The 20394-nt window shown below is 56.6% G+C and carries 22 protein-coding genes; 5 read left to right on the top strand and 17 right to left on the bottom strand.

Annotation, left to right across the window (positions count from 1 at the left end):
- Positions 1–5: 5 nt before the first annotated feature.
- From ACI0FJ_RS12735 to ACI0FJ_RS12685, 11 genes are all read right to left on the bottom strand, one after another.
- Positions 6–884, bottom strand: coding sequence for a F0F1 ATP synthase subunit gamma (locus ACI0FJ_RS12735; protein WP_424304068.1), 879 nt, complete (start codon positions 882–884; stop codon positions 6–8).
- Positions 885–897: 13 nt separating this feature from the next.
- Positions 898–2406 carry a F0F1 ATP synthase subunit alpha gene (gene atpA / locus ACI0FJ_RS12730; RefSeq protein ID WP_424304065.1) on the bottom strand — a complete coding sequence of 503 codons (1509 nt, stop codon included), beginning with the start codon at positions 2404–2406 and terminating at the stop codon, positions 898–900.
- Positions 2407–2410: 4 nt separating this feature from the next.
- The gene (gene atpH / locus ACI0FJ_RS12725) at positions 2411–2962 is read right to left on the bottom strand and encodes an ATP synthase F1 subunit delta (protein ID WP_424304062.1); all 552 of its coding nucleotides are present in this window, start codon (positions 2960–2962) and stop codon (positions 2411–2413) included.
- Positions 2959–3528: a F0F1 ATP synthase subunit B gene (atpF, locus tag ACI0FJ_RS12720; protein WP_424304059.1), complete on the bottom strand. Its 570-nt coding sequence runs from the start codon at positions 3526–3528 to the stop codon at positions 2959–2961. Before atpF ends, atpH begins: the two co-directional genes overlap by 4 nt.
- Before the next feature lie 23 nt (positions 3529–3551).
- The gene (locus ACI0FJ_RS12715; RefSeq protein WP_424304057.1) at positions 3552–3974 is read right to left on the bottom strand and encodes an ATP synthase F0 subunit B; all 423 of its coding nucleotides are present in this window, start codon (positions 3972–3974) and stop codon (positions 3552–3554) included.
- Positions 3975–4150: 176 nt separating this feature from the next.
- A complete protein-coding gene (locus ACI0FJ_RS12710; RefSeq protein ID WP_424304054.1) occupies positions 4151–4528 on the bottom strand; it encodes a bactofilin family protein in 378 nt (125 codons plus the stop codon).
- A gap of 23 nt (positions 4529–4551) precedes the next feature.
- Complete coding sequence (gene rodA / locus ACI0FJ_RS12705) at positions 4552–5667, bottom strand: rod shape-determining protein RodA (RefSeq protein ID WP_424304051.1); 1116 nt, start codon at positions 5665–5667, stop codon at positions 4552–4554.
- Positions 5668–5670: 3 nt separating this feature from the next.
- Positions 5671–7554 (bottom strand): penicillin-binding protein 2, encoded by a 1884-nt coding sequence (mrdA, locus tag ACI0FJ_RS12700; protein WP_424304048.1) that lies wholly within the window; start codon positions 7552–7554, stop codon positions 5671–5673.
- A complete protein-coding gene (locus ACI0FJ_RS12695; protein WP_424304045.1) occupies positions 7532–8005 on the bottom strand; it encodes a hypothetical protein in 474 nt (157 codons plus the stop codon). The genes mrdA and ACI0FJ_RS12695 overlap by 23 nt, the downstream gene beginning before the upstream one ends.
- Positions 8002–8961 carry a rod shape-determining protein MreC gene (gene mreC / locus ACI0FJ_RS12690; protein WP_424304042.1) on the bottom strand — a complete coding sequence of 320 codons (960 nt, stop codon included), beginning with the start codon at positions 8959–8961 and terminating at the stop codon, positions 8002–8004. The genes ACI0FJ_RS12695 and mreC overlap by 4 nt, the downstream gene beginning before the upstream one ends.
- A gap of 137 nt (positions 8962–9098) precedes the next feature.
- Positions 9099–10139 carry a rod shape-determining protein gene (locus tag ACI0FJ_RS12685; RefSeq protein WP_424304039.1) on the bottom strand — a complete coding sequence of 347 codons (1041 nt, stop codon included), beginning with the start codon at positions 10137–10139 and terminating at the stop codon, positions 9099–9101.
- Between the two features lie 296 nt (positions 10140–10435).
- Between ACI0FJ_RS12685 and cobA the strand changes: the two genes are divergently transcribed.
- The 3 genes from cobA (at position 10436) to amrA (ending at position 13712) form a co-directional block, all read left to right on the top strand.
- Positions 10436–11953, top strand: coding sequence for a uroporphyrinogen-III C-methyltransferase (gene cobA, locus ACI0FJ_RS12680; protein ID WP_424304036.1), 1518 nt, complete (start codon positions 10436–10438; stop codon positions 11951–11953).
- A 441-nt stretch (positions 11954–12394) separates the two neighbouring features.
- Positions 12395–13075 (top strand): phosphoribosylglycinamide formyltransferase, encoded by a 681-nt coding sequence (gene purN / locus ACI0FJ_RS12675; protein WP_424304033.1) that lies wholly within the window; start codon positions 12395–12397, stop codon positions 13073–13075.
- Between the two features lie 73 nt (positions 13076–13148).
- A complete protein-coding gene (gene amrA, locus ACI0FJ_RS12670; RefSeq protein ID WP_424304031.1) occupies positions 13149–13712 on the top strand; it encodes an AmmeMemoRadiSam system protein A in 564 nt (187 codons plus the stop codon).
- 62 nt (positions 13713–13774) lie between these two features.
- On the opposite strand, the gene ACI0FJ_RS12665 is transcribed toward amrA, so the two are convergent.
- The 4 genes from ACI0FJ_RS12665 to ACI0FJ_RS12650 all read right to left on the bottom strand — a co-directional run bounded on the left by ACI0FJ_RS12665 (position 13775) and on the right by ACI0FJ_RS12650 (position 15871).
- Positions 13775–13996, bottom strand: a complete 222-nt coding sequence (locus ACI0FJ_RS12665; RefSeq protein WP_424304028.1) for a helix-turn-helix domain-containing protein — start codon at positions 13994–13996, stop codon at positions 13775–13777.
- A gap of 11 nt (positions 13997–14007) precedes the next feature.
- Positions 14008–14553 carry a DUF2975 domain-containing protein gene (locus ACI0FJ_RS12660; RefSeq protein WP_424306566.1) on the bottom strand — a complete coding sequence of 182 codons (546 nt, stop codon included), beginning with the start codon at positions 14551–14553 and terminating at the stop codon, positions 14008–14010.
- Between the two features lie 111 nt (positions 14554–14664).
- Positions 14665–15165, bottom strand: a complete 501-nt coding sequence (locus ACI0FJ_RS12655; RefSeq protein WP_424304025.1) for a YkgJ family cysteine cluster protein — start codon at positions 15163–15165, stop codon at positions 14665–14667.
- Positions 15166–15382: 217 nt separating this feature from the next.
- Positions 15383–15871, bottom strand: a complete 489-nt coding sequence (locus ACI0FJ_RS12650) for an HPP family protein (RefSeq protein WP_424304022.1) — start codon at positions 15869–15871, stop codon at positions 15383–15385.
- A 119-nt stretch (positions 15872–15990) separates the two neighbouring features.
- Here ACI0FJ_RS12650 and ACI0FJ_RS12645 point away from each other — a divergent pair, with 119 nt between their 5' ends.
- On the top strand, positions 15991–17235 hold the full coding sequence (locus ACI0FJ_RS12645; protein WP_424304019.1) for an HD domain-containing protein: 1245 nt from the start codon (positions 15991–15993) through the stop codon (positions 17233–17235).
- A gap of 1187 nt (positions 17236–18422) precedes the next feature.
- Here the strand turns inward: ACI0FJ_RS12645 and ACI0FJ_RS12640 are convergent.
- Entirely contained in the window at positions 18423–18983 is a 561-nt protein-coding gene (locus ACI0FJ_RS12640) for a hypothetical protein (protein ID WP_424304016.1), read from the bottom strand.
- A 46-nt stretch (positions 18984–19029) separates the two neighbouring features.
- On the bottom strand, positions 19030–19473 hold the full coding sequence (gene fliJ, locus ACI0FJ_RS12635) for a flagellar export protein FliJ (protein WP_424304013.1): 444 nt from the start codon (positions 19471–19473) through the stop codon (positions 19030–19032).
- A gap of 301 nt (positions 19474–19774) precedes the next feature.
- Between fliJ and ACI0FJ_RS12630 the strand changes: the two genes are divergently transcribed.
- Positions 19775–20011: a hypothetical protein gene (locus ACI0FJ_RS12630; RefSeq protein WP_424304010.1), complete on the top strand. Its 237-nt coding sequence runs from the start codon at positions 19775–19777 to the stop codon at positions 20009–20011.
- Positions 20012–20394 lie beyond the last annotated feature (383 nt).

The following is a 20394-nucleotide window of genomic DNA, read 5'->3' as shown; positions in this document are numbered from 1 at the left end:
CCCCCTTATCCTTTCAGCGCTTCCGCGCCGCCTACGATGTCCATGAGTTCCTTGGTAATGGCCGCCTGTCTTGCCTTGTTGTATTCCAAGGTAAGGGTGTCCACCATTTCATCGCAGTTCTTGGTTGCGTTATCCATGGCAGCCATACGTGCCGCGTGCTCACTGGCCGAGGTATCTAAGAGTCCCCTGTAGATCTGCACCTTGATGAAGCGGGGCAGGAGTTCCACCAGCAGGCCTTCCACGGAAGGTTCGTAGGTGTACTCTGCCTGTGCTCCGGCCTCTTCGCCCTCTGGGACTTCGTGGCTTTGGATGGGCAGTATCTGCAGTTCTTCGGGCACCTGTCTGGCGACGTTGAGGAAATGTCCGTACACGATGTGCACTTCGTCAAAGTCTCCGCGCAGGTATGCGCCGATGGTCTCCATGCCAAGCTTGTTGGCAAGGGTGAAGTCGAAGTTGTTCATCTCGTCGGTCAGGGCGCTTACAACCTCGAATTCGCGTTTGCGAATGGAGCTCGCACCTTTTTTGCCGATGCAGTAGAACTTGACTTCCTTGCCTTCCGCGGCTTTAGCGCGGGCAAGCTTCAGGGAGGTGTTGATAAGGTTTGCGTTGAAGCTGCCGCACAAGCCCTTGTCGGACGTTACCAACATGATGGCGACAGTTTTGATTTCCTCACGGACTTCCAGCAGCTCGTGCGCGCTGTGGTCCGCACCGGCAGCCAAATCGCCAAGCATCTCGTAGAACTTGTCGGCATAGGGGCCGAAACGTTCGATACGAGCCTGCGCATTGCGCAGTTTTGCCGAGGCCACCATGTTCATGGCCTTGGTGATCTGCTTGGTCTTTTTGACCGCTTTGATCTGCATTTCAACATCCTTCAAAGAAGGCATACCTTATCCTCCGCTAAGCCTGGAAACCTTTCTTGAACTCTTCAAGAGCAGCCTTGAGCGCACCTTCGGTGGTGTCGTCCAGGACCTTCTTTTCGGCAATGCCGGAAAGTACTTCGGGCTTGGAGTTGCGCAGGAAAGCGAGGAATTCGCTTTCGAACTTGCTGACCGCTTCCACAGGGATGTCGTCCATATAACCGCGGCCGGCCGCGTAAATGGAGGCAACCTGTTCCTGGGTCGGCATGGGCTGGTACTGAGGCTGCTTGAGCAGTTCGACCATGCGTTCGCCGCGCTTCAGTTTTTGCTGGGTGCCCTTGTCCAGGTCGGAACCGAACTGGGCGAATGCCGCCAGTTCGCGATACTGGGCGAGGTCCAGACGGAGCGTACCGGCAACCTGCTTCATGGCCTTGACCTGAGCGGCGCCGCCGACGCGTGAGACGGAAAGACCGACGTTGATGGCCGGACGGATACCTGCGTTGAACAGGTTCGGTTCCAGATACACCTGGCCGTCGGTAATGGAGATAACGTTCGTGGGAATGTACGCGGAAACGTCACCGGCCTGCGTTTCAATGATGGGCAGGGCGGTCAGGGAACCGGCACCCAGGCTGTCGTTGACCTTACAGGACCGTTCCAGCAGGCGGGAGTGCAGGTAGAAGACGTCGCCGGGGAAAGCTTCACGTCCGGGAGGACGCCGCAGCAGCAGGGACATCTGGCGATACGACACAGCCTGCTTGGACAGGTCGTCGTAAATGATCAGAGCGTGTTTGCCCGAGTCGCGGTAGAATTCTGCCATGGTGCAACCGGAGTAGGCAGCGATGAACTGCAGGGAAGCAGGCTCGGAAGCGGTGGCCGAAATAATGGTGGTGTGGTCCATGGCGCCGTATTTGCGCAGGGTGTCTGCCACCAGGGCGACGGTTGCTTTCTTCTGGCCGATGGCCACGTAGAAGCAGTGCACGTCCGTGTCTTTTTGGGCGATGATGGCGTCGATGCAGACGGCGGTCTTGCCGACCTGACGGTCGCCGATGATCAGTTCGCGCTGTCCGCGGCCGATGGGCGTCATGGCGTCGATAGCCTTGATGCCGGTGACCATGGGTTCGTGAACCGACTTACGGGCGATGATGCCGGGGGCAACGATTTCCACAACGCGTTCTTCCGCAGCCTCGATCGGTCCCAATCCGTCGATGGGCTGGCCCAGGGGGTCCACAACGCGGCCCATGAGGCCATCGCCGACGGGCACGGAGAAAATCTTACCGGTCCGCTTGACCGGGTCGCCTTCCTTGATGTGTGTGTCTTCGCCAAGCAACGCGACACCCACGTTGTCTTCTTCCAGGTTGAGGACCATGCCCATAAGGCCGCCAGGGAACTCGAGCAGCTCCATGGCCATGGCGTTTTTAACGCCGTAGACGCGGGCGATCTGGTCACCGACCGACAGAACCGTGCCGGTCTCGCTCATTTCTACCTGGGATTCGTAATTATCGATTTGCGATTCGATAATCTGGCTGATTTCTTCTGCTTTGATCTGCATGGCCCTACTCACCCCTTCTTATGGTTTCTTTCAGAATGGAAAGCTGCGCTTTCAGGCTGGCATCCAGCACTTGGTCGCCGACCTTGAGTACAACCCCACCCAGGATGTCGGGATCGACCTCGAAGTCCAGCACGAGCTTGGCTTTCAATTGGTCCTCAAGTTGTTGGATGATCTCCCCTTGCTTCTTGCCGGCGATTTTGACCGCAGAAACAAAAACGCCCCGCTTCACACCCTGCGCTTCGTCGAGAAGCTCGGCGTAAACGGAGCTGATGCCGGGGAGTTCGTCCAGCCGTCCTTTGTCTGCCAGCAGCAGACAAAAGTTACGGACCGCGCCCTGGATTTCGAGCTTGTCCATAATTTTACCCACGACGGCCTTCTTGTCCTCTGCCGAAAAGATGGGATTGCGGAACACCGCGGAGACTTCAGGAGATGCGGCAAAAACTTCGGACAGGGCCGCAAGGTCCTTGCCAAAGCTTTCTATCTGCGAATCGCCTTTTTTGACTCCAAGCCCGAAGAGGGCCCTGGCATACCGCCTGGCGACGATGTTACCACTCAATTGAGCACCACCCTTTTGATGTATTTGTCGACAAGCTTCTGTTGCTCAGCGGCCTTCAGTTTCTTGCGCAAAATCTCTTCGGTGGCCTCGACGATCATGTCCGCGATCTCCTCGCGGATGCCTTCCAGAGCGACCTTCCTTTCGGTCTGGATGGCGGTCTCGGCCTGTGCCTTGATCTGTACTGCCTTGGCTTCGGCTTCCTTGATGATGGCAGCCTTGAGTCGTTCGCCCTGCTCGCGGCTCTGCTCAAGGATGGCTTCGCGTTCCTTATTCAGGTTGGCGATGTTCTGCTCCACCTCGGAAAGTTTGCCTTCGGCTTCCTTGCGGCGGCTGTCCAGGTCTGCCAGCTCGTTGCGGATCTTGTCCTGACGGCCGGTGAACAGCTCTTTGATCTTCTTGCCCGCGGCATACCAGATTATGCCGAGAAACAATACGAAGTTAATCGTACGGGCAATAAAGTTACCCCAGGGAAGACCGTGCTCTCCTCCACCCTCGGAGGCAATGGCAGCACCGGCCATAAGCAGCACCAGCAATGCCGCACCAGCTACAATGTGCATGCGCTTCAAGGTTTTTCCCTCCTCAACTGTAGTTAGGCTTGGCTGAGGATTCGGTCCGCAGCTCGTTCCGCCATTTTAGACACGCCGTCTTTGAGCGCCTTCTTGGCGGCATCGGCCTGGGAACCGATTTCACCCTTGGCAGCGGCGACCTTGCCAGCGGCTTCCTGGGAAGCGGCAGCCAGCAACTTGCCTTCTTCAACACTACCTTCGTCTTTCAGCTTGTCGCGTTCTGCGGAACCTTCAGTTCGGGCGGCAGCCAGAGACTTTTCATAGCCTTCCAGCTTGTCGGACGCGTCCTTTGTGAACCCTTCGATGGCATTCATCTGTTGGTCCATATGGTTGGTCCGCTTTTTGATTATGCCCCGAATGGGCTTCAGCAGAAGCAGATCGAGAACCATCCAAATAATCAGAAAGTTCACGAGCTGAATCAACAAAGTGACGTCGAGATCAATCATGCCCGCCCTCACTTTAGAGTTAAGTATGTGAAAAATTGTTCAAGAGAGATAGTGCGCGTTTAGCTGATTTACACGAACGTGTCAAAGGCTTTTTCCGTAAACATAGACGCCCTGCGGTCTCAAAGGCTGCAGGGCGTCTATTTGTGCCTAATTTCACGCGCTCTGGGAGGCGTATGTTAAATTTGCGTGTCGTTTCCCCATGCGCTGCTGTTTTCAGCTTCAACAGGCTGCGACCCCATGGTGATTTTGCCTTCGATAATGGCGCCTTCTTCAACCACGAGGATGGGAGTTTGGAGGCTGCCAAGAATATTTGCCGTCTTGTGAAGAACGACTCTTTCCTTGGCAGTTATCTGACCGTTGATCCGGCCGGAAAGAACCAGCTGACCCACGTCTATCTGACCTTCTACTTCGGCTTCGCGGCCGATGACCAGCGTGCCTTCGCTGGTGACTTCTCCCTGAAAGGTGCCGTCGATACGTACGGACCCCTGGAAGTTGAGTTTTCCCTGATAACTGGTGCCGGCACCGAGAAAGGCATTGATTTCGTCTTTTGCCATTGTGTTTCCCCAAATGCGGCGGGCTAGCCCTTTTTGAACACGAAACGTCGCATGGACACGTTCATTGCCAGCCCGACAAGACAGAAGTTTACTACCATGGCGCTCCCGCCATAACTCACAAAGGGGAGCGGAATTCCCACAACAGGCATGAGACCGAGGACCATACCCATGTTGATGAGGATTTGCCAGAAGAAATAAAAGAACACTCCGGCCGCCAGGAACGCGCCAAAGCGGTCTTTTGCGTCGCGGGAGCAGAGCACGATCTGGTACAGGAACGCACAGAAAATCCCCAGCAGGATGATCAGTCCGATAAAGCCCCACTCCTCACCGAATACGGCCACAGCAAAGTCGGTATGTTTTTCCGGCAGAAAACGCAACTGGCTCTGGGTGCCTCCCAGGAAACCCTTGCCTGTAAGCTGGCCCGAGCCGATGGCGATCTGCGATTGGATGATGTGGTAGCCCGCGCCCAGCGGGTCGCGTTCCGGGTTCAGAAAGGTCAGGATGCGCTGTTTCTGATAGTCGTGGAGCATGAACCAGCCCAGGGGCAGGATGCAGGGAATGATCACGGCCACGGTCTTGAGAATGTGCGTCCCGATGCCGCGGTACAGAATGATGCCGCCCATGATCATCAGCACGTTCAGTCCGGAACCCAAATCGGGCTGAAGTACGATGAGCACGGCCAGAACCAGTCCGATGCCGCAGACGTAGAAGAGTCCGCCCCAGTCGAGTTTGTCGTCGTCGCGCGCCAGAATGCGGGCGCCGATCAGCAAAACGCTGATCTTGGCGACCTCGCTCGGCTGGAGGTTGAAAAAGCCCAGGGATATCCAGCGCTGCGCACCGCCCGCGATCTTCCCCATAAAGAGCACGTACAGAAGCAGCACCACGGTGAGTATGAACAGGGGCCAGGCCACTGTTTTCAGGTGGCGGTAGTCGAAGAGCATGATCATGACCATGCCCACGAAGCCTATAAGCCCCCAGATCAGTTCCTTTTGATAATACGGATATATGGCCATGCCTTCTTCCATGCGGAAGCCGCTGGCCGAGTACAGGTTGAGCACGCCCAGGAAGAAAAGCAGAAAGGTGAGCCCCAGCAGGCTCCAATTGATATGCAAAAACAGGCGGCGGTCGACGGGCGACATTCTCTATTCCTTGTTTACGTATTTATAGGCCAGCACCTGCTTCCACAATGCAGAGTCTTTTATGCGGTACGGCCAGTTGTCGATCGGAAATCCCTTCGGATTTTCGAAAAGATAATCGTACAGGGTTTTGGCTATGGGAATGGACGACTCGCTGCCGTGCCCCCCGTGCTCGACCATGGTGACGATGACCACGGCCCGACCATCCTGTACCCCCCAGCTCGCCAGCCAGGAATGGTCTCGAAATTTGTATTTGATTTCCTCGGTCTTTGCACCCCGGGCTTCGTCCTTCAGCCGAACCACCTGGGCCGTGCCGGTTTTGCCGCCAATGGCCGCGTTCGGGGTGCGCAGTCTGCGGCAGGTGCCGTGCGGCGAATCCACGGTCTCCTTCATGGTTTCCAGAATCAGGGCCAGATTGGATTCGCTCAGGTCCATGCGGCTGACCTCCACCGGCCGGTCCGTGGAGACCAGCAGCGGCTTGCGGATGGTGCCGCCGTTGACCATGGCGCCGATGAAGCGCGCCACCTGCAGGGGCGTGACCAGGGTATACCCCTGGCCGATGGCCAGGTTGAGGTTTTCGCCGCCTTGCCAGCGTTCACCCCGTGCCTTGCGTTTCCATTCTCGGCTGGGAATGAGGCCGGACTTTTCGTGCGGCAGATCAATGCCCGTAGCATTGCCCAGGCCGCATTGTTTGGCAAACGGGGCAATGCGGTCCACGCCCATGCGGTTGCCAAGGTCGTAAAAATAGACGTCGCACGATTCCACAAGGCCGCGCCGCAGGTCCACCTTGCCGTGTCCCCATTTTTTCCAGCAGCGGAACACGCGGTTGCCCAGGCGCATCTGCCCGCCGCAGAACACGGTTTTGTTGATGTCTATCATGTCCTCGTGCAATCCGGCGCAGGCCATGACCAGCTTGAAGACCGAACCGGGCGGATAGGCACTCTGATAGGCGCGGTTCAGCAGCACGTGGCGCTTGTCGTCGCGCAGTTTGCCCCATTGGTCGGGAGTAAGGCCGGTAACAAAGGCGTTGTTGTCGAAACTCGGTTCGGAGACCATGGCCAGAATCTGGCCGGTGAACGGTTCCAGAACCACCACCGAGCCTTCGTGCCCGTATTTCTGCAGAGCCTCTGTGGCCACTTTTTGCAGGCCGAGATCGATGGAAAGATTGATGTGCTCTCCGGCACGCGGGTCCTTGACCACAAGGTTGGTCAGGGTGCGGCCCGAGGCGTCGACTTCCAGCTGGCGGAGTCCTTTCTTGCCGCGCAAGCGGTTTTCCAGGGTGAATTCCAGCCCGCGCTTGCCCACGGTGTCGCCCAGGGCAAGAGTTGGGTCGGCTTCCATTTCCTGTTCACTGGCTTCCGCCACATAGCCGAGAATATGGGCGAGCAGGGCGCCTTGGGGATAGAAGCGCTTGGGCCGTACAACAATGTCCAGGCCGGGCCAGTGAAAGGAGTTGGCTTCAATGCGCGAGACCAGCTCAAAGGGAATGTTGTTGACCAGAACCTGCGGTTCAAAGGGCTTGACCCGTTTCCGGTCCTTCTTGAACTTCTTTTCCAGGTCGGCAAAGGGGATGTCGGTCAGTTTGCTGATGTGTTGGAGCGTGGCGTCCATGTCCTGGACGTCCTCGCGGATGACGGCCAGACCGTAGGCCGGTTCGTTCACGGCAACAATCTGTCCTTCCCGGTCGCGCACCAGGCCGCGGGGCGCAAACATGGATTCCTGGCGCAGGCGGTTGTCCCGGGCCTTTTCCGCATAGTAGGCGCCTTTGTGTATCTGCAGATACCACAGGCGCAGGGCAAACACGCAGAACAGGCCGATGATGAGCGCCTGCAGAAGAATCAGCCCATGCCGGGGGGCGTATTGACCGTCAGTTTGATAATGTATTCGCATGGGCTTTGACTCGTGACGCGTACAGCCGGGCAACCAAAAGCCAGACCAGGATGAAGCAGAGAATTTGACGCAGGCTGGTGGTGAGCAGCCATTGCGGGGCAATGGTCACATCTTCAAGAGTGGCCATGACCCAGGTGACCCCGCCGTGCAGCAGGCCGGAAAGCACGGCCAGGATGCAGACGAAGAGAAAATTTTTGGCCTCGAACATCCAGCGGCCTACCCAGAAAAGCAGGGCCAGCGCCGCATAGAAGAGAAGTCCCGAACCAAAGGCCAGGCTGCCGGTGCCTTCCTGAATGAGAACCCAGATGAGACACAGCCAGAAATTGACCGCAGCTTTTTCCTCCTGGAGGCTGACCAGAAACAGGGGGGCGAGCAGATCGACGCCGGGCAGAAAGGTTTGGCCCCATATGGCGCTGATCGTGGCTACGGCCCAGAAAAAAACCGATCTCACCGTCGTGCTCCCTTGGGGAGAGTTCCGGTGGAGTTGCCCTTCACCTTGCCAGTCGCATTACCCGTCGCATTGCCCGTCGAGTTGTCCAACACGGTAACGGCGAGGTTGGGATCAACGCCCGGAATACGGGTGAGCAGCAGCAGGTCTTCAACCTCGCGAACCTGGGCGATGGGTGTTGCCAGCACGGTCTGGAACAGGGAGATGTCGCTGCGTTCGATGCGCTGTATGCGGGCAACGGGCAGACCGGGCGGGAAAATTCCGTCCAGGCCGGAAGTAACGAGAATTTCGCCTTCTTCCAGCGGGGCGTTCAGGGGCACGTAGAGTTCGCTGAGCAGGTCGTCGGCATCCAGCATGTCGCCCTGGCCTACGAGAACGCCCGTGGTGCGGTTTTTTTGTCCGCGCACGGCTATGCGGCTGTTGGGGTCGGTAAGCAGCAGAATGGTGCTGCAGGTGGCGCCGGTTTTGAGCACTCTGCCCACCACACCGTCCGGGGTGATGGCCGGAGTGTCGGCCTTGATGCCGGAGGTGAGTCCCTTGTCCACCAGCAGGGTTTCCAAAGCTCCCAGCGGGCCCATTCTGTGGACGACCACGCGGGTACCCTGGCGTTCCCAGCCCGAAGGCGGGGAGAATTCAAGCAGCCGTTCCAAAAGCCCGGCTTTGCGCGCCTGTTCCCTCAGTTCTGCATTTTCAAGGTGCAACCGGGCCAGACGGCTGCTCAGCTCGTCGTTCTGCTGCCGAAGGCCCACAAAGTAGACATACCTGTCCCAGAAGTCCGTAATCTGGCGGCCCACCCATTTGCCGGGTTTGAGCACCAGTCCGGCCACTTCCATGCCCGTATTGGTCGCCAATGCATCAAGGTACCCGGTACGAAGGTTCCAGGTATACAGGCTCAAATACAGCAGCAAGAGCGCGAGCAGCAGAAAAATGCAACGTTTTATTCCGAATCTGCCGCCCATGCAGCCCTGCCTCCCAAAAAAGTTCTCCGGCGCTGCAACGCACAGGCCGGAGCAAGGCGACCCGCTGCATCGCTCCGGCCGATGTCGTTATGCATCCACGTGTCACATCCGGCAGGAACGCGGCCATTGACCACGAACTAGTCGATAGTGACTTCCTTGTAGATTTCGATGTTGTCCAGAGCCTTTCCGGAACCCAGCACAACGGCGGAGAGCGGATCATCCACAACCGTGATGGGCAGATGGGTCTCTTCGCGCAGCAGCTGGTCGAGCCCCTTGAGGGACGCGCCGCCGCCGGTCAGGACAATGCCCCGGTCCACGATGTCTGCGGCCAGTTCGGGCGGAGTCTGTTCCAGGGCGATACGGCAGCCCTGCACAATGGAATCCACCTGTTCGGCAATGGCCTTGCGGACTTCTTCGCTTGTAATGGTGATGTTTTGCGGGATGCCGGAAACCAGGTCGCGTCCCTTGACGTCAAGCTCCATGATCTCTTCCATGGGATAGGCCGAACCGATCTCGATCTTGATCTGTTCTGACGTGGATTCACCAATGAGCATGTTGTACTTGCGCTTGACGTACTGCATGATTGCTTCGTCCATCTTGTCGCCGCCTACGCGGACCGACTTGGAATAGACGATGCCGGAAAGGGAGATGACCGCAATTTCCGTGGTGCCGCCGCCGATGTCCACGACCATGTTGGAGGTGGGTTCTGTAATGGGCAGGTTGGCCCCGATGGCCGCAGCCATGGGTTCTTCTATAAGGTATACTTCGCGTGCGCCCGCACTTTCGGACGATTCGCGCACGGCACGTTTTTCCACCTGCGTGATGCCGGTGGGAACACATACGATGATGCGCGGCCGGACCAGCCTGCGGGAATTGTGTACCTTATGGATAAAGTGGCGAAGCATGGCTTCGGTAATTTCAAAATCGGCGATAACGCCGTCCTTCATAGGACGGATGGCCACGATGTTGCCCGGCGTACGGCCCAACATGCGTTTTGCATCCGTGCCCACGGCCAGGACCTTGTTGCCGCCACGGCCGTCTTTTTTTACAGCAACCACCGAAGGCTCGCGCAGCATGATACCCTTGCCCTTTACGTAGACGAGGGTGTTTGCCGTTCCCAGGTCTATGGCGAGGTCGGTGGAGAAATACCCCAAAATACTGTCGAAAAGTTTTGCCATGTTTTTCCCGCTATGGTCTGTGGCCGGGGGCACTGAGTCGGAAATCCCCGGCATTGCTCGCATTGCACATACTCGGAATGTAGTTATCAAACTCCAGGTGTGCAGGCAATAGCCGCCGTTCTTATTGCACCATGGCTTAATGAACGGTTAGCCTCCGTTTGGCGCGGGAACAGGGATGGGATGCTTGCAAGTTGCAAAAAATTCTTGAACCCCGTACTTGCTAGCGAGTTGCCGCGAATTGCAGCACAACAGGGTGCGGACATCATTCTTCACGACAGAAAACACAGGCAGAAAACATGAGCATGGTATATCTTGTGGGCGCGGGGCCGGGCGATCCCGGTCTGATCACCGTCAAGGGCAGGGAACTCATCGAACGGGCAGATATTCTGGTGTACGACTATCTGGCCAACAAGGAATTTCTCAAGCTGGCCAAGCCCTGCTGTGAAATCATCTACGTGGGGAAAAAGGGAGGCGACCACACGCTTCCCCAGAATGAAATCAACGACCTTCTCGTGCAGCGGGCCATGGAAGACGAAGACGCCGTCATCGTCCGGCTCAAAGGCGGCGATCCCTACGTCTTCGGGCGGGGCGCGGAAGAAGCCCAGGAATTGCTCGAAGCGGGCATATCCTTTGAAGTCGTTCCCGGCGTAACCAGCGCCGTGGCCGGTCCTGCCTATGCGGGCATTCCCCTGACCCATCGCGATTACGCCTCCAGCGTCTCCTTCATTACCGGGCACGAGGACCCCACCAAGGCCAAAAGCGCCCACAACTGGGACGCCCTGGCCAAGGGAACCAGCACCCTGGTCTTTTTCATGGGCGTCAAGAACCTGCCCATGATCGCGGAAAATCTCATGAAGCACGGCATGAAACCCGACATGCCCGTGGCTTTGGTGCATTGGGGCACAACCTGCCATCAGCGCTCCTTTGTCTCCACCCTGGACAGCGTGGCCGAAGAGGCCGTCGCCCTCGGGTACAAGGCACCGTCGCTCATCGTGGTGGGCGAGGTCTGCCGCCTCAAGGAAGAACTGGAATGGTTCGAACTGCGCCCTCTGCTGGGCAACGGCGTGGTCGTTACCCGTGCCAGGGAACAGGCCAGCGGGCTGCTCTCCCAGCTGGGTGAGCTCGGAGCCTGCTGCTACGAGTTCCCGACCATTTCCATCCTCCCCTACGAGGATGACAGCCATATCAGCAAGGAAATCGAAAAGCTCGGCAGCTACGACTGGCTCGTCTTTACCTCGGTCAACGGCGTCAAACACTTTTGGGCTACCCTGGAAGCCATGGACCTGGACGCCCGTGCCCTGGGCGGCAAAAAGGTCGCGGCCATCGGTCCGGCAACAGCCGAAGCCCTGGCCGAACGCGGCATCCGTCCCGACTTCGTGCCCGAGAAATACGTGGCCGAAAGCGTGGTGGACGGCCTGCTCAAGCTCGGCATCAAAGGCGCAAAGGTGCTCATCCCCCGCGCCAAGGTGGCACGCGAAGTCCTGCCCGAAAAACTGCGCGAGGCCGGTGCCGAGGTGACCATCCTGCCCGTCTACGAAACAGGACTGGCAGAGAACGATCCCCAGGAAATTCTCCAGGCCCTGGAAAATGACGAAATCCAGTTCGTCACCTTCACCAGCTCCAGCACGGTGGAGAACTTTTTCGAACTCATCAAACCCGAAGTGTTCCGCAAATACCGCGATGCCATCATGCTCGCCTGCATCGGCCCCGTGACCTCCAGCACCCTGGAAGGCTACGGCTTTGAGGCGGACATCGCACCCGAGGAATACACCATGGCGGGTCTGGTAGATGCCATGGTCACCGCGGTAAGCTAGCGGTAAGCTGAAAACTCCGTGCTGACGGCGTTACTCCGGTTTTGGCAACGCCTTGTGTATAAAAGAATACACGTCGGCTCTGCCAAAATCCTCGTGCCTAATCAGCCCGGCTTTTGAGTTGACCGCAAGAAAATTTGGAAGCTTCAGGCCGTTTGATGCAGGGGCGCTGCCCCTGCACCCCGCTGGGGGAAATGATTTCCCCCAGACCCCCTCAGTATGGGGGGAGGGAAAGGTGAACTCCTGTAGTTGCTTTTTGCAAGGTTGTTCTGTTTCACTTTCCCAAAAAGTTTGGCGATAGGCTGCTCAAAAAGACTGAAGAGCAAGGCGCCAGCATTTCCGCGAGCGAGGCCAGTGTTCTTTAATACGGCCCGTGAAGCGTAAATGCGCAGCAACGAAGCTATTGGGCCTTTTTCAGCAGCCGTCTAATAGAAGGAAGCACCGATGTCGTTTTGTGTTGCTGTCTTACTTTCCGGCTCCGGCTCCAACCTGCAATCGCTCATCGATGCGACGCAGGCAGGCAAGCTGGACGTGGACATCCGTCTGGTCCTTTCCAACAAGCCCGATGCCTATGGTCTGGAACGGGCCCGAAAGGCCGGGATTCCCACCGCGGTGGTCAGCCACACCGATTTTTCCAGCCGCGAAGAGTACGATACGGAAATGGTCCGCATCATCCGGGAACATCAGGCCGAGGCCGTTATCATGGCCGGGTTCATGCGCATCATCACCCCGGTGTTGCTCAACGCCTTTCCCAACAAGGTCCTGAACATCCATCCGGCCCTGCTGCCCAGTTTTCCCGGCGTGCATGGGCAGGGCGATGCCGCGGACCACGGGGTGCGTTTTTCCGGCTGCACCGTGCATTTTGTCGATGCCAAGATGGACAACGGCCCCATCATCATCCAGGCCGTGGTTCCCGCGTTCAATAAAGACGATGGTGAGAGTCTGGGCGCGCGCATTCTGCGTCTGGAACACCGCATCTATCCCCAGGCCGTGCAATGGCTGGCCCAGGGACGGCTGGAAATCCAGGGCCGCAAGGTCGTTGTCCTGGACGCTGGCAACCAGCCTTCCGTGTGTGACGACGGCCAGGGCGCATACATGGTCAATCCGCCGCTGGAGGATTTTTAGCTCCTTCTCTTTGCGTGGAGCAGTGGGATTCTGACGGGATTTTTCGGTTCAACCTCAATCATCGGGAGGAACCATGGCTGCCGAAGTGTTTCGATTTCAGCTTGAAGATGTGGAAAAAGACTATCTGAAAGAACTGGTGCGCACCTCCATCCGGCGCGGACTGGACAACGACTTTGGACAGAATTCCGTTCCCGAGCCACCCACAGACACCCTGCGCGAGGAACTGGGCGTGTTTGTCACGCTCAAGATTCGCGGCCAGCTGCGCGGCTGCATCGGTCACATTGTGGGCGACAAGCCCCTGTACCAGAACGTCTACGCCATGGCCCAGGCCGCTGCTTTTCAGGACCCGCGTTTCCGTCCGCTTTCTCCTGCCGAATTCGAGACCCTGGAAATTGAAATTTCCGTGCTCAGCCCCCTGGAACTCTGTCCCGATCCGGAACGTATCGAGGTGGGACGCCACGGCCTGCTCATCCAGCAGGGCGGCCATTCCGGGCTGCTTCTGCCCCAGGTGGCTACGGAGTGGAAGTGGGACCGCCTCACCTTTCTGCGCCAGACCTGCCACAAGGCAGGGCTTCCCCCCGATGCCCACACCGCGCCCGACGCCCGTATCTTCTGGTTCGAAGCCGAGGTGTTTTAACCGGTCTGTACGCCGCCCCGGCACAATGCCGTGGGATGTCGGTTTTCCCGTAGGCAGGGGAGCTACTCGTCTGCTGCTCCGGTATCTCGATATTCCAGAATATCTCCCGGCTGGCAGTCCAGATGGCGGCAGATCGCGTTCAGGGTGGTGAAGCGTATGGCCTTTGCCCGGCCCGTCTTGAGCACAGACAGATTTTGTGGCGTGATGCCCACGGCCTCGGCCAGCTCTTTGCCCGACATCTTGCGCCGGGCAAGCATCACGTCAAGGTTGATGATGATCCCCATGCCGTCTCCCCTTATATGACCAGTGCTTCTTCGTCTTTGAGCTTGCGCCCCTCGTCCATTACCCAGGCAATCACGATAATGACCACGGCAATGAGAACCTCGGCCAGGTCGTAGTTGTCCAGCCCCACGGCTATGGTGCGATGCCCCGGTCCGTTGTTCATGGTCAGCACCAGCGATGCCGCGGCCTGGTACAGCGGCCCCAGAACCTGCGAAGCAAGCAGGGCGAATGCGGTACGGCGGTAGCAGGCCACATTGCCGGACGTGAATATTTCCCCTTTGGAATACAGGCCGAACAGAACGGCCAGCTGCCAGTACAGAAACATGTTCACGGCTGCGGGCACTGCTTGCGCCGCCATGCCCAGAAGACGCTGCTGCATGTCCAGCCCCTGGCTGGGGATGAATTCCTCCAGCCCATGCGAAAGCGGGCTTATTTGCAGAATGACACTCCCGTTTTCCGGCCCCAGCCACAGCCAGGAGCACACCGAGAAAATTGGAAGCAGCATGGCTGCCAGAAAAAGAAAACGGAACATGCGGCTTACACTGCGTATCTTGGCCATCACGAAATCCTCCACAATGTTCAATTGGATGTTCTGATGACCTTAATGCGGTAATAAGTTATCGTTTGTCAATAAGTATCTGGCAAAAAAAAGAGCGACGGCCATGTTGTTTCACTCGTCAGCATCTTCCTTGTCTTCCGCCTGTTCCTGTATGTGAGCCACAGCCTTCATGGTTTTGCCAAAGTCTTTGACCATCTTAAAGGAGTAGCCGCAGTTGGGGTAAAGAACCTTGCTTCGCAGGTGCAGGTCCAGTGTCGGGTATTCCAGGCAGGCGCTGGGGCGGTTTTCATAATCCTGGCAGATGTTGTCTTCGGAAAGAAAACGGCAGCTGAAAAGCAACAGCATGCCTGGGTCGTCCATGATTTCAAACCGTTCATACTCAGGGCATTCGGCGATCATGCGCTTGAATTGGCGCCTGGTCTGTATCCATTTGCCGCGATGAAAAAGATGCAGGTTGCGGCAGCAGGCCCCGCATTGTTTGCAGTGCCCCACACGCACCGGGCGCATGCCGCGCAGCCGGTAGTACAGAACACGGATCATGGCCCCAATGGACAGACTGAGGAACGAAAATTCTCCGCGCGGCAAATATTGGTCTGTGGGATCGTGGGTCATGGAAATGTCAGTGTCGGGTAACGGTTTGTGGGTTCGGGCCGTGTCTTCGTAAGCCGTTGGCTTGTGGAAAATCTGTAAGGCATGATGCGAAAACCGTCCACCTCTGTCAGGCCCCTTGTATTCTGAGGTTCTGGGGTTGTGGGCAGAAACAAAAAAGCCCGGCCCGGAATATTGGGGGAATATTCCGGGCCGGGCCTTTGTTTGCGTGGGAGCAGTCTTACATTTCTGCGACCATCTCGCGGGTGATCTCCCGGTACAGGTCGCTGATTACGATAATGCCGATGGGCTTTTCGCCTTCCTCGACAACGATCCAGTTGTGGCGGGCTTCGACCAGGGCATGAAGCACCAGAAGGAGCGGGTCGTTGGGTTTGACCGAGGGAACTTTGTCGTTCATTACCTTGGTTATTTCAATGCCGCTGCACATGCCGCAGGCGCGGCGGAAGGCGGCATCCCAATCCGTGCCTTCCGAGTCGGAAAGGACGGACTGGTCCTGCACCACGATATTTTCTGCTGTTTTGAGCACATCAAAAGCGGAAACGACTCCGCGCAGGTTGCCCATTTCGGAAAGCACCAGCACGATGTGTGCCTCGGGTGTGTCTTTCAGGCTTTCACGCATGATTTTCATCACGTCGGCCAATGTTGCCTGGTCATCGACCTTGGCGAAATCCGTACGCATGATATCCCATGCACGCTTGCGAAGAATCATCTCCAACCTCCCGGTCCGATGTATGCTTGAGGTTTGGCTCGGGCAGGGCTAGTCTGCAAGAAAGTTCATACCAGTCGCTGTTCCCTGTCCGCAAAAATATTACAAAGTGCGATTATTTTATGCCTAGCATCAGAAAAAGCCTGCTTCAACTCCTTTTTTCCGGGGCCTACATGAAGCGGTGGAACGACAAGCTCCGGGCCATGGAATTGTACGAGATAGACAAGCAATCCCACAAAATGATGGTTGCCTGGATGCTGTTCGAGCTGAACAGCCGGAAAATGTCCCCGGAGGAAAAGCTGGCTCTGGGAAATCGCATCGTCGAGGGCGGAATCTTCGAATACCTTTACCGCCTCATCATCACAGACATCAAACCACCCGTGTTCTACCAGATAAAAGCCATCCCCGAGCATTACGAGCGTCTGACCGCGTGGGTTCTGGAACAGCTCATGCCCATCATCCAGATTCTGGGCGACGACTTCTGCGACCGCATGCGCTCGTTCCTCAGCATTCCCGACCATTCCGACCTTGCCGGGCGCATCCTGTTCGCCTCACACATTTACGCCAGCCAGTACGAGTTCAGCCTTATCAAGGATCTCAACCCCTCGGACGAAGAGCTGGAAGACATTGAGCAGTCGTTCACCTCCACGCTTCTGGAATACGACGACATTGAAGGCGTGCCCGAATTGCTCGAATACGGCTCCACCCTGAACCGTTTCGCAGCCCTGTGCGGACGCCTCCGCTTCCAGACCCGCTGGTCGCAAACGCCCCGAGTGCCGGACACCTCCGTGCTCGGCCACATGTTCATCGTGGCCTCCTATGCCTATTTCTTCGGCCTGGAACACGGGGCCTGCCGTGCCCGGCTGCAGAACAACTTTTTCTCTGGTATTTTTCACGATTTGCCCGAAGTGCTCACCCGAGACATCATCTCTCCGGTCAAGCGCAGCGTTTCCGGCATTGCCGGGCTTATCCGCGAATACGAGGAAGACGCCCTGAACCGCCGTGTCTTTTCCATGTTGGAAAAAGGGCGGCACGGCCAACTTTCCGACCGGCTCAAGTTCCTCCTGGGCATTGAAGGCGACGAGGAGGAGTTTGCCACGGTCATCCGCAAGGACGGTAAGCTCGTGGAAGTGACATTCGAGCAGATGCAGGAAGAATACAACTCCGACGAATACGACCCCAAAGACGGCAGGATGCTCAAGATCTGCGACAACCTGGCCGCGTTCATCGAAGCCTACACCGCCGTGCGCAACGGCATATCTTCGGACCAGCTCCAGCAATCCCTTTGGCGCATACGTAGCGCCTACCTCAAGGAACCTTATCAGCATGGGGTGCATATCGGCGCGCTGATGGCGGACTTCGATTAGCAGAGGGGCGAGATGGCGCGATAGCGTCGTTGCTGTGGGCACGGAGAAGGGTGATGGGGGCGCTGCCCCCATGCCCCCGCCAGGAGGCAACGGCCTCCTGGACCTGCGATAAATTTATTAGAAAAAATTAAAAAGTCCTAATATTGCAGGCTGTTCAAAAAGGTCTGAGAGCAAGGCGCAAGCAGTTCCACGAGCGAGGCCAGTATTCTTTCATACGGCCCGCGAAGTGAAAATGTGCAGCAACGCCGGTATCGGCCTTTTTCAACAGCCATGATCAATGGGGGGCGCTGCCCCCATCCCCCCGCCAGGAGGCAACGGCCTCCTGGACCTACGATTAGGCTTTTCCTCGCGCTGAAGCAGCGCTGGAAAAAGCAACAGGCCAAATAAGATTATTTGTCTTGCAACAGCAGCTCAAGAAGGAAGATTTGGTAAAAGAGAGCTGGGAGCAGGACATCAGCGGATTTTTTCCACTACTCCCCAATCCGGCAGGTTGTTCAAATAGGTCTGGATGCGAGGCACCAGGGGAATTCAATCACGATGTGTGCTCTTGATGTACACGAGCGAGATCAATTTTTCGCAGCAACGCCGCTAACGTGCAGTTTCTAAACAGCCATGACCAATAAGGGGCTGTCTAAGTTAAACAGCCCCTAAAATTATTAGTCTTTTTTAATAAAAGCTTCAAAGCCAGGATTTGGTCAAAGACCTCTTAAATTCTTTCCTCACTCCCGCCTAGCAGAGGCTGTTCAAAAAGGTCTGAGAGCAAGGCGCAAGCAGTTCCACGAGCGGGGCCAGTATTCTTCAATACGGCCCGTGAAGTGGAGATGTGTAGCAACGCCGCTATCGGCCTTTTTCAACAGCCATGATCAATAGGGGGCGCTGCCCCCATCCCCCCGCCAGGAGGCAACGGCCTCCTGGACCTGCGATGCGTTAAATAAAAAATAAAGGGGCTGTCTAAGTTAAACAGCCCCTAAAATTATTAGTCTTTTTTAATAAAAGCCTCAAAGCCAGGATTTGGTCAAAGACCTCTTAAATTCTTTCCCCACTCCCGCCTAGCAGAGGCTGTTCAAAAAGGTCTGAGAGCAAGGCGCTAGCAGTTCCACGAGCGAGGCCAGTATTCTTTCATACGGCCCGCGAAGTGGAGATGTGCAGCAACGCTGCTATCGGGCCTTTTTCAACAGCCTACTCCCCTACTCAAAAGGTATCTGCATGCGTGTCAGCTCCTGCGAAAGCTTGGCAGCATTGGCGGGTGTCACGAAATTGAGTACTTCGCCGGCCTTTCTGCCGCGCATGCCAGACAGAATTTTGACAGCAGTTTTCTGGTCCAGTTTTTCCAGGGCCTGGGCTGCGTTCTTGGCCTTCATGTTGCTGTATACGTCCACCAGATGCTTGAACTTCTTGTCCTGCACGGAGCGGGCGTCGTCCAACATGGCCTTGATGCTTTTTTCAAGAGCCGTGAGTTTTTCAATCTTGCGGTTGAGTTCGCGTTCCAGGTTATGCAGTGCCTGTTCCTTGCGCGACAGCTCTTCCTGCTTGCGTTTCAGCGCCTGCCAGTCTGCCGGGGCCATGTTGGCGGGTTTCTGAGCCGTGGCGTTTGGGGCTGTTGCGTTCTGGGCCGTGGCATTATTGCTTGCAGCCATGGCAGGAGCGGGCTGGGGCACAACTTCGGCAATGGTGGTTGCCACGGTTTTTGCCCCTGGAACTTCATCCAGGCCAAGGCGTCCGAACAGGTCGAAGCCAATGGCTCCCAAAACCCCGAGTTTGACCAGTCCGACAATGAGCAGAGCCGAGAAAATCCTAGAGATTCGGGTTTTCGTAGAGGATGGTTGACATTTCGTCGTAGTTCTTCTGCTCTTTAAGGAGTTCTTCCTTGACATATGCTTCCGCCTGATTGGTCTTGAGTTTTTCCAGGAGCTTTCGGTCCTTGGCCTTGGCTACGGCCTCTTCGCGGGCTCGCTCGACCTTGTTTGCCAATTGGTTGAGCTGAAGCTCGGCATGCGCGATATCCTGCAAAAGCCGTTCCTTGAAGTTCCGCCACAGCCACAGGTCCGCCGTAGTCATGTCCGGTTTGCTGAAATAGGACGCCTCGTGTTGTTCCAGCCGCCCGCGCAATCTGTCCAGATGTTCTTTATATTCCTGGTATTGCTGGCGCGCCTTGGCCAGAGCCATCATGGCCTGCTCTTCGAGCTGGTGGCGGTATTCCAGGATTTTCTGGAGTTTGAAAACAAACGGCTTGGGCATGGCTTCCTGTCTTTTGCTGTTGGCGTGTCGGAAATCCGACCCTGCTGATTATACTCATGGCAAGTAGAGCAAAAAATGGGCCGGAGGGGAAGGGCGGATTGGTGAAAAAGGTCTGTTAGCTGCGTTACTGCACATTTCCGCTTGGTGGGCCGTTATTACAGGGCAAATCCGTTGCTATTTTCTGCTTTGTTTTAACAAAGGAAAATCAGCCTTACGCTCTCATATCTCTACTGTGGTTCAACTGACGGTTGATAAACTTGTCCAAATCTAAGACAGTCCCCTGAACCACAGGAGGACAGGAATGGACAAGGAACAGGAAAAGCTCGAAACAATTTATATAGGCTACCATCCCCGGTCGAACGACGGCAGTTCTCCCCTTACACGCAGCCTTGACGATTCCATTGCGATTATGGACGACTACAACAAGAGCAAGGGCGAGGATAACTTCCGGGCCGAGGTTGTCAAAATCGCATGCAGTGATCTTTGTGCTGTTGTGGTTATGGAGACGGAGATCGGCAAGGTCTGGCAGTACCTTTAATCTATAAGGCGGCTGAAAAAGGCACGATAGCGGCGTTGCTGCGAAAAATTGATATCGCTTGTGTACATTAAGAGTACACGGCGCGAATCAATTTTTCTGGCGCCTTGCTCTCGCACCTTTTTGAGCCGCCTTTCCCGGAATTGGTAGATGAACCTTTGTTTTTGGGGCTAATGAAAGAAGTCCGTTAGCAGACTTCTACATATAATTTATTCTGGCCTGTTGCTTTTTCCAGCGCTGCTTCAGCGCGGGGAAAAGCAAAATCGCAGGTCCAGGAGGCCGTAGCCTCCTGGCGGGGGGATGGGGGGCAGCGCCCCCATATCCTTCAGGCTGTTGAAAAAAGTCCGTCTGCTCCGTTACTGCGGAAAATTCAAGCCACTCGTGTA

This window comes from Desulfovibrio sp. 7SRBS1 (assembly GCF_049723905.1).
Taxonomy (GTDB): domain Bacteria; phylum Desulfobacterota; class Desulfovibrionia; order Desulfovibrionales; family Desulfovibrionaceae.
This window is presented reverse-complemented; position numbering and strand designations above follow the sequence as displayed.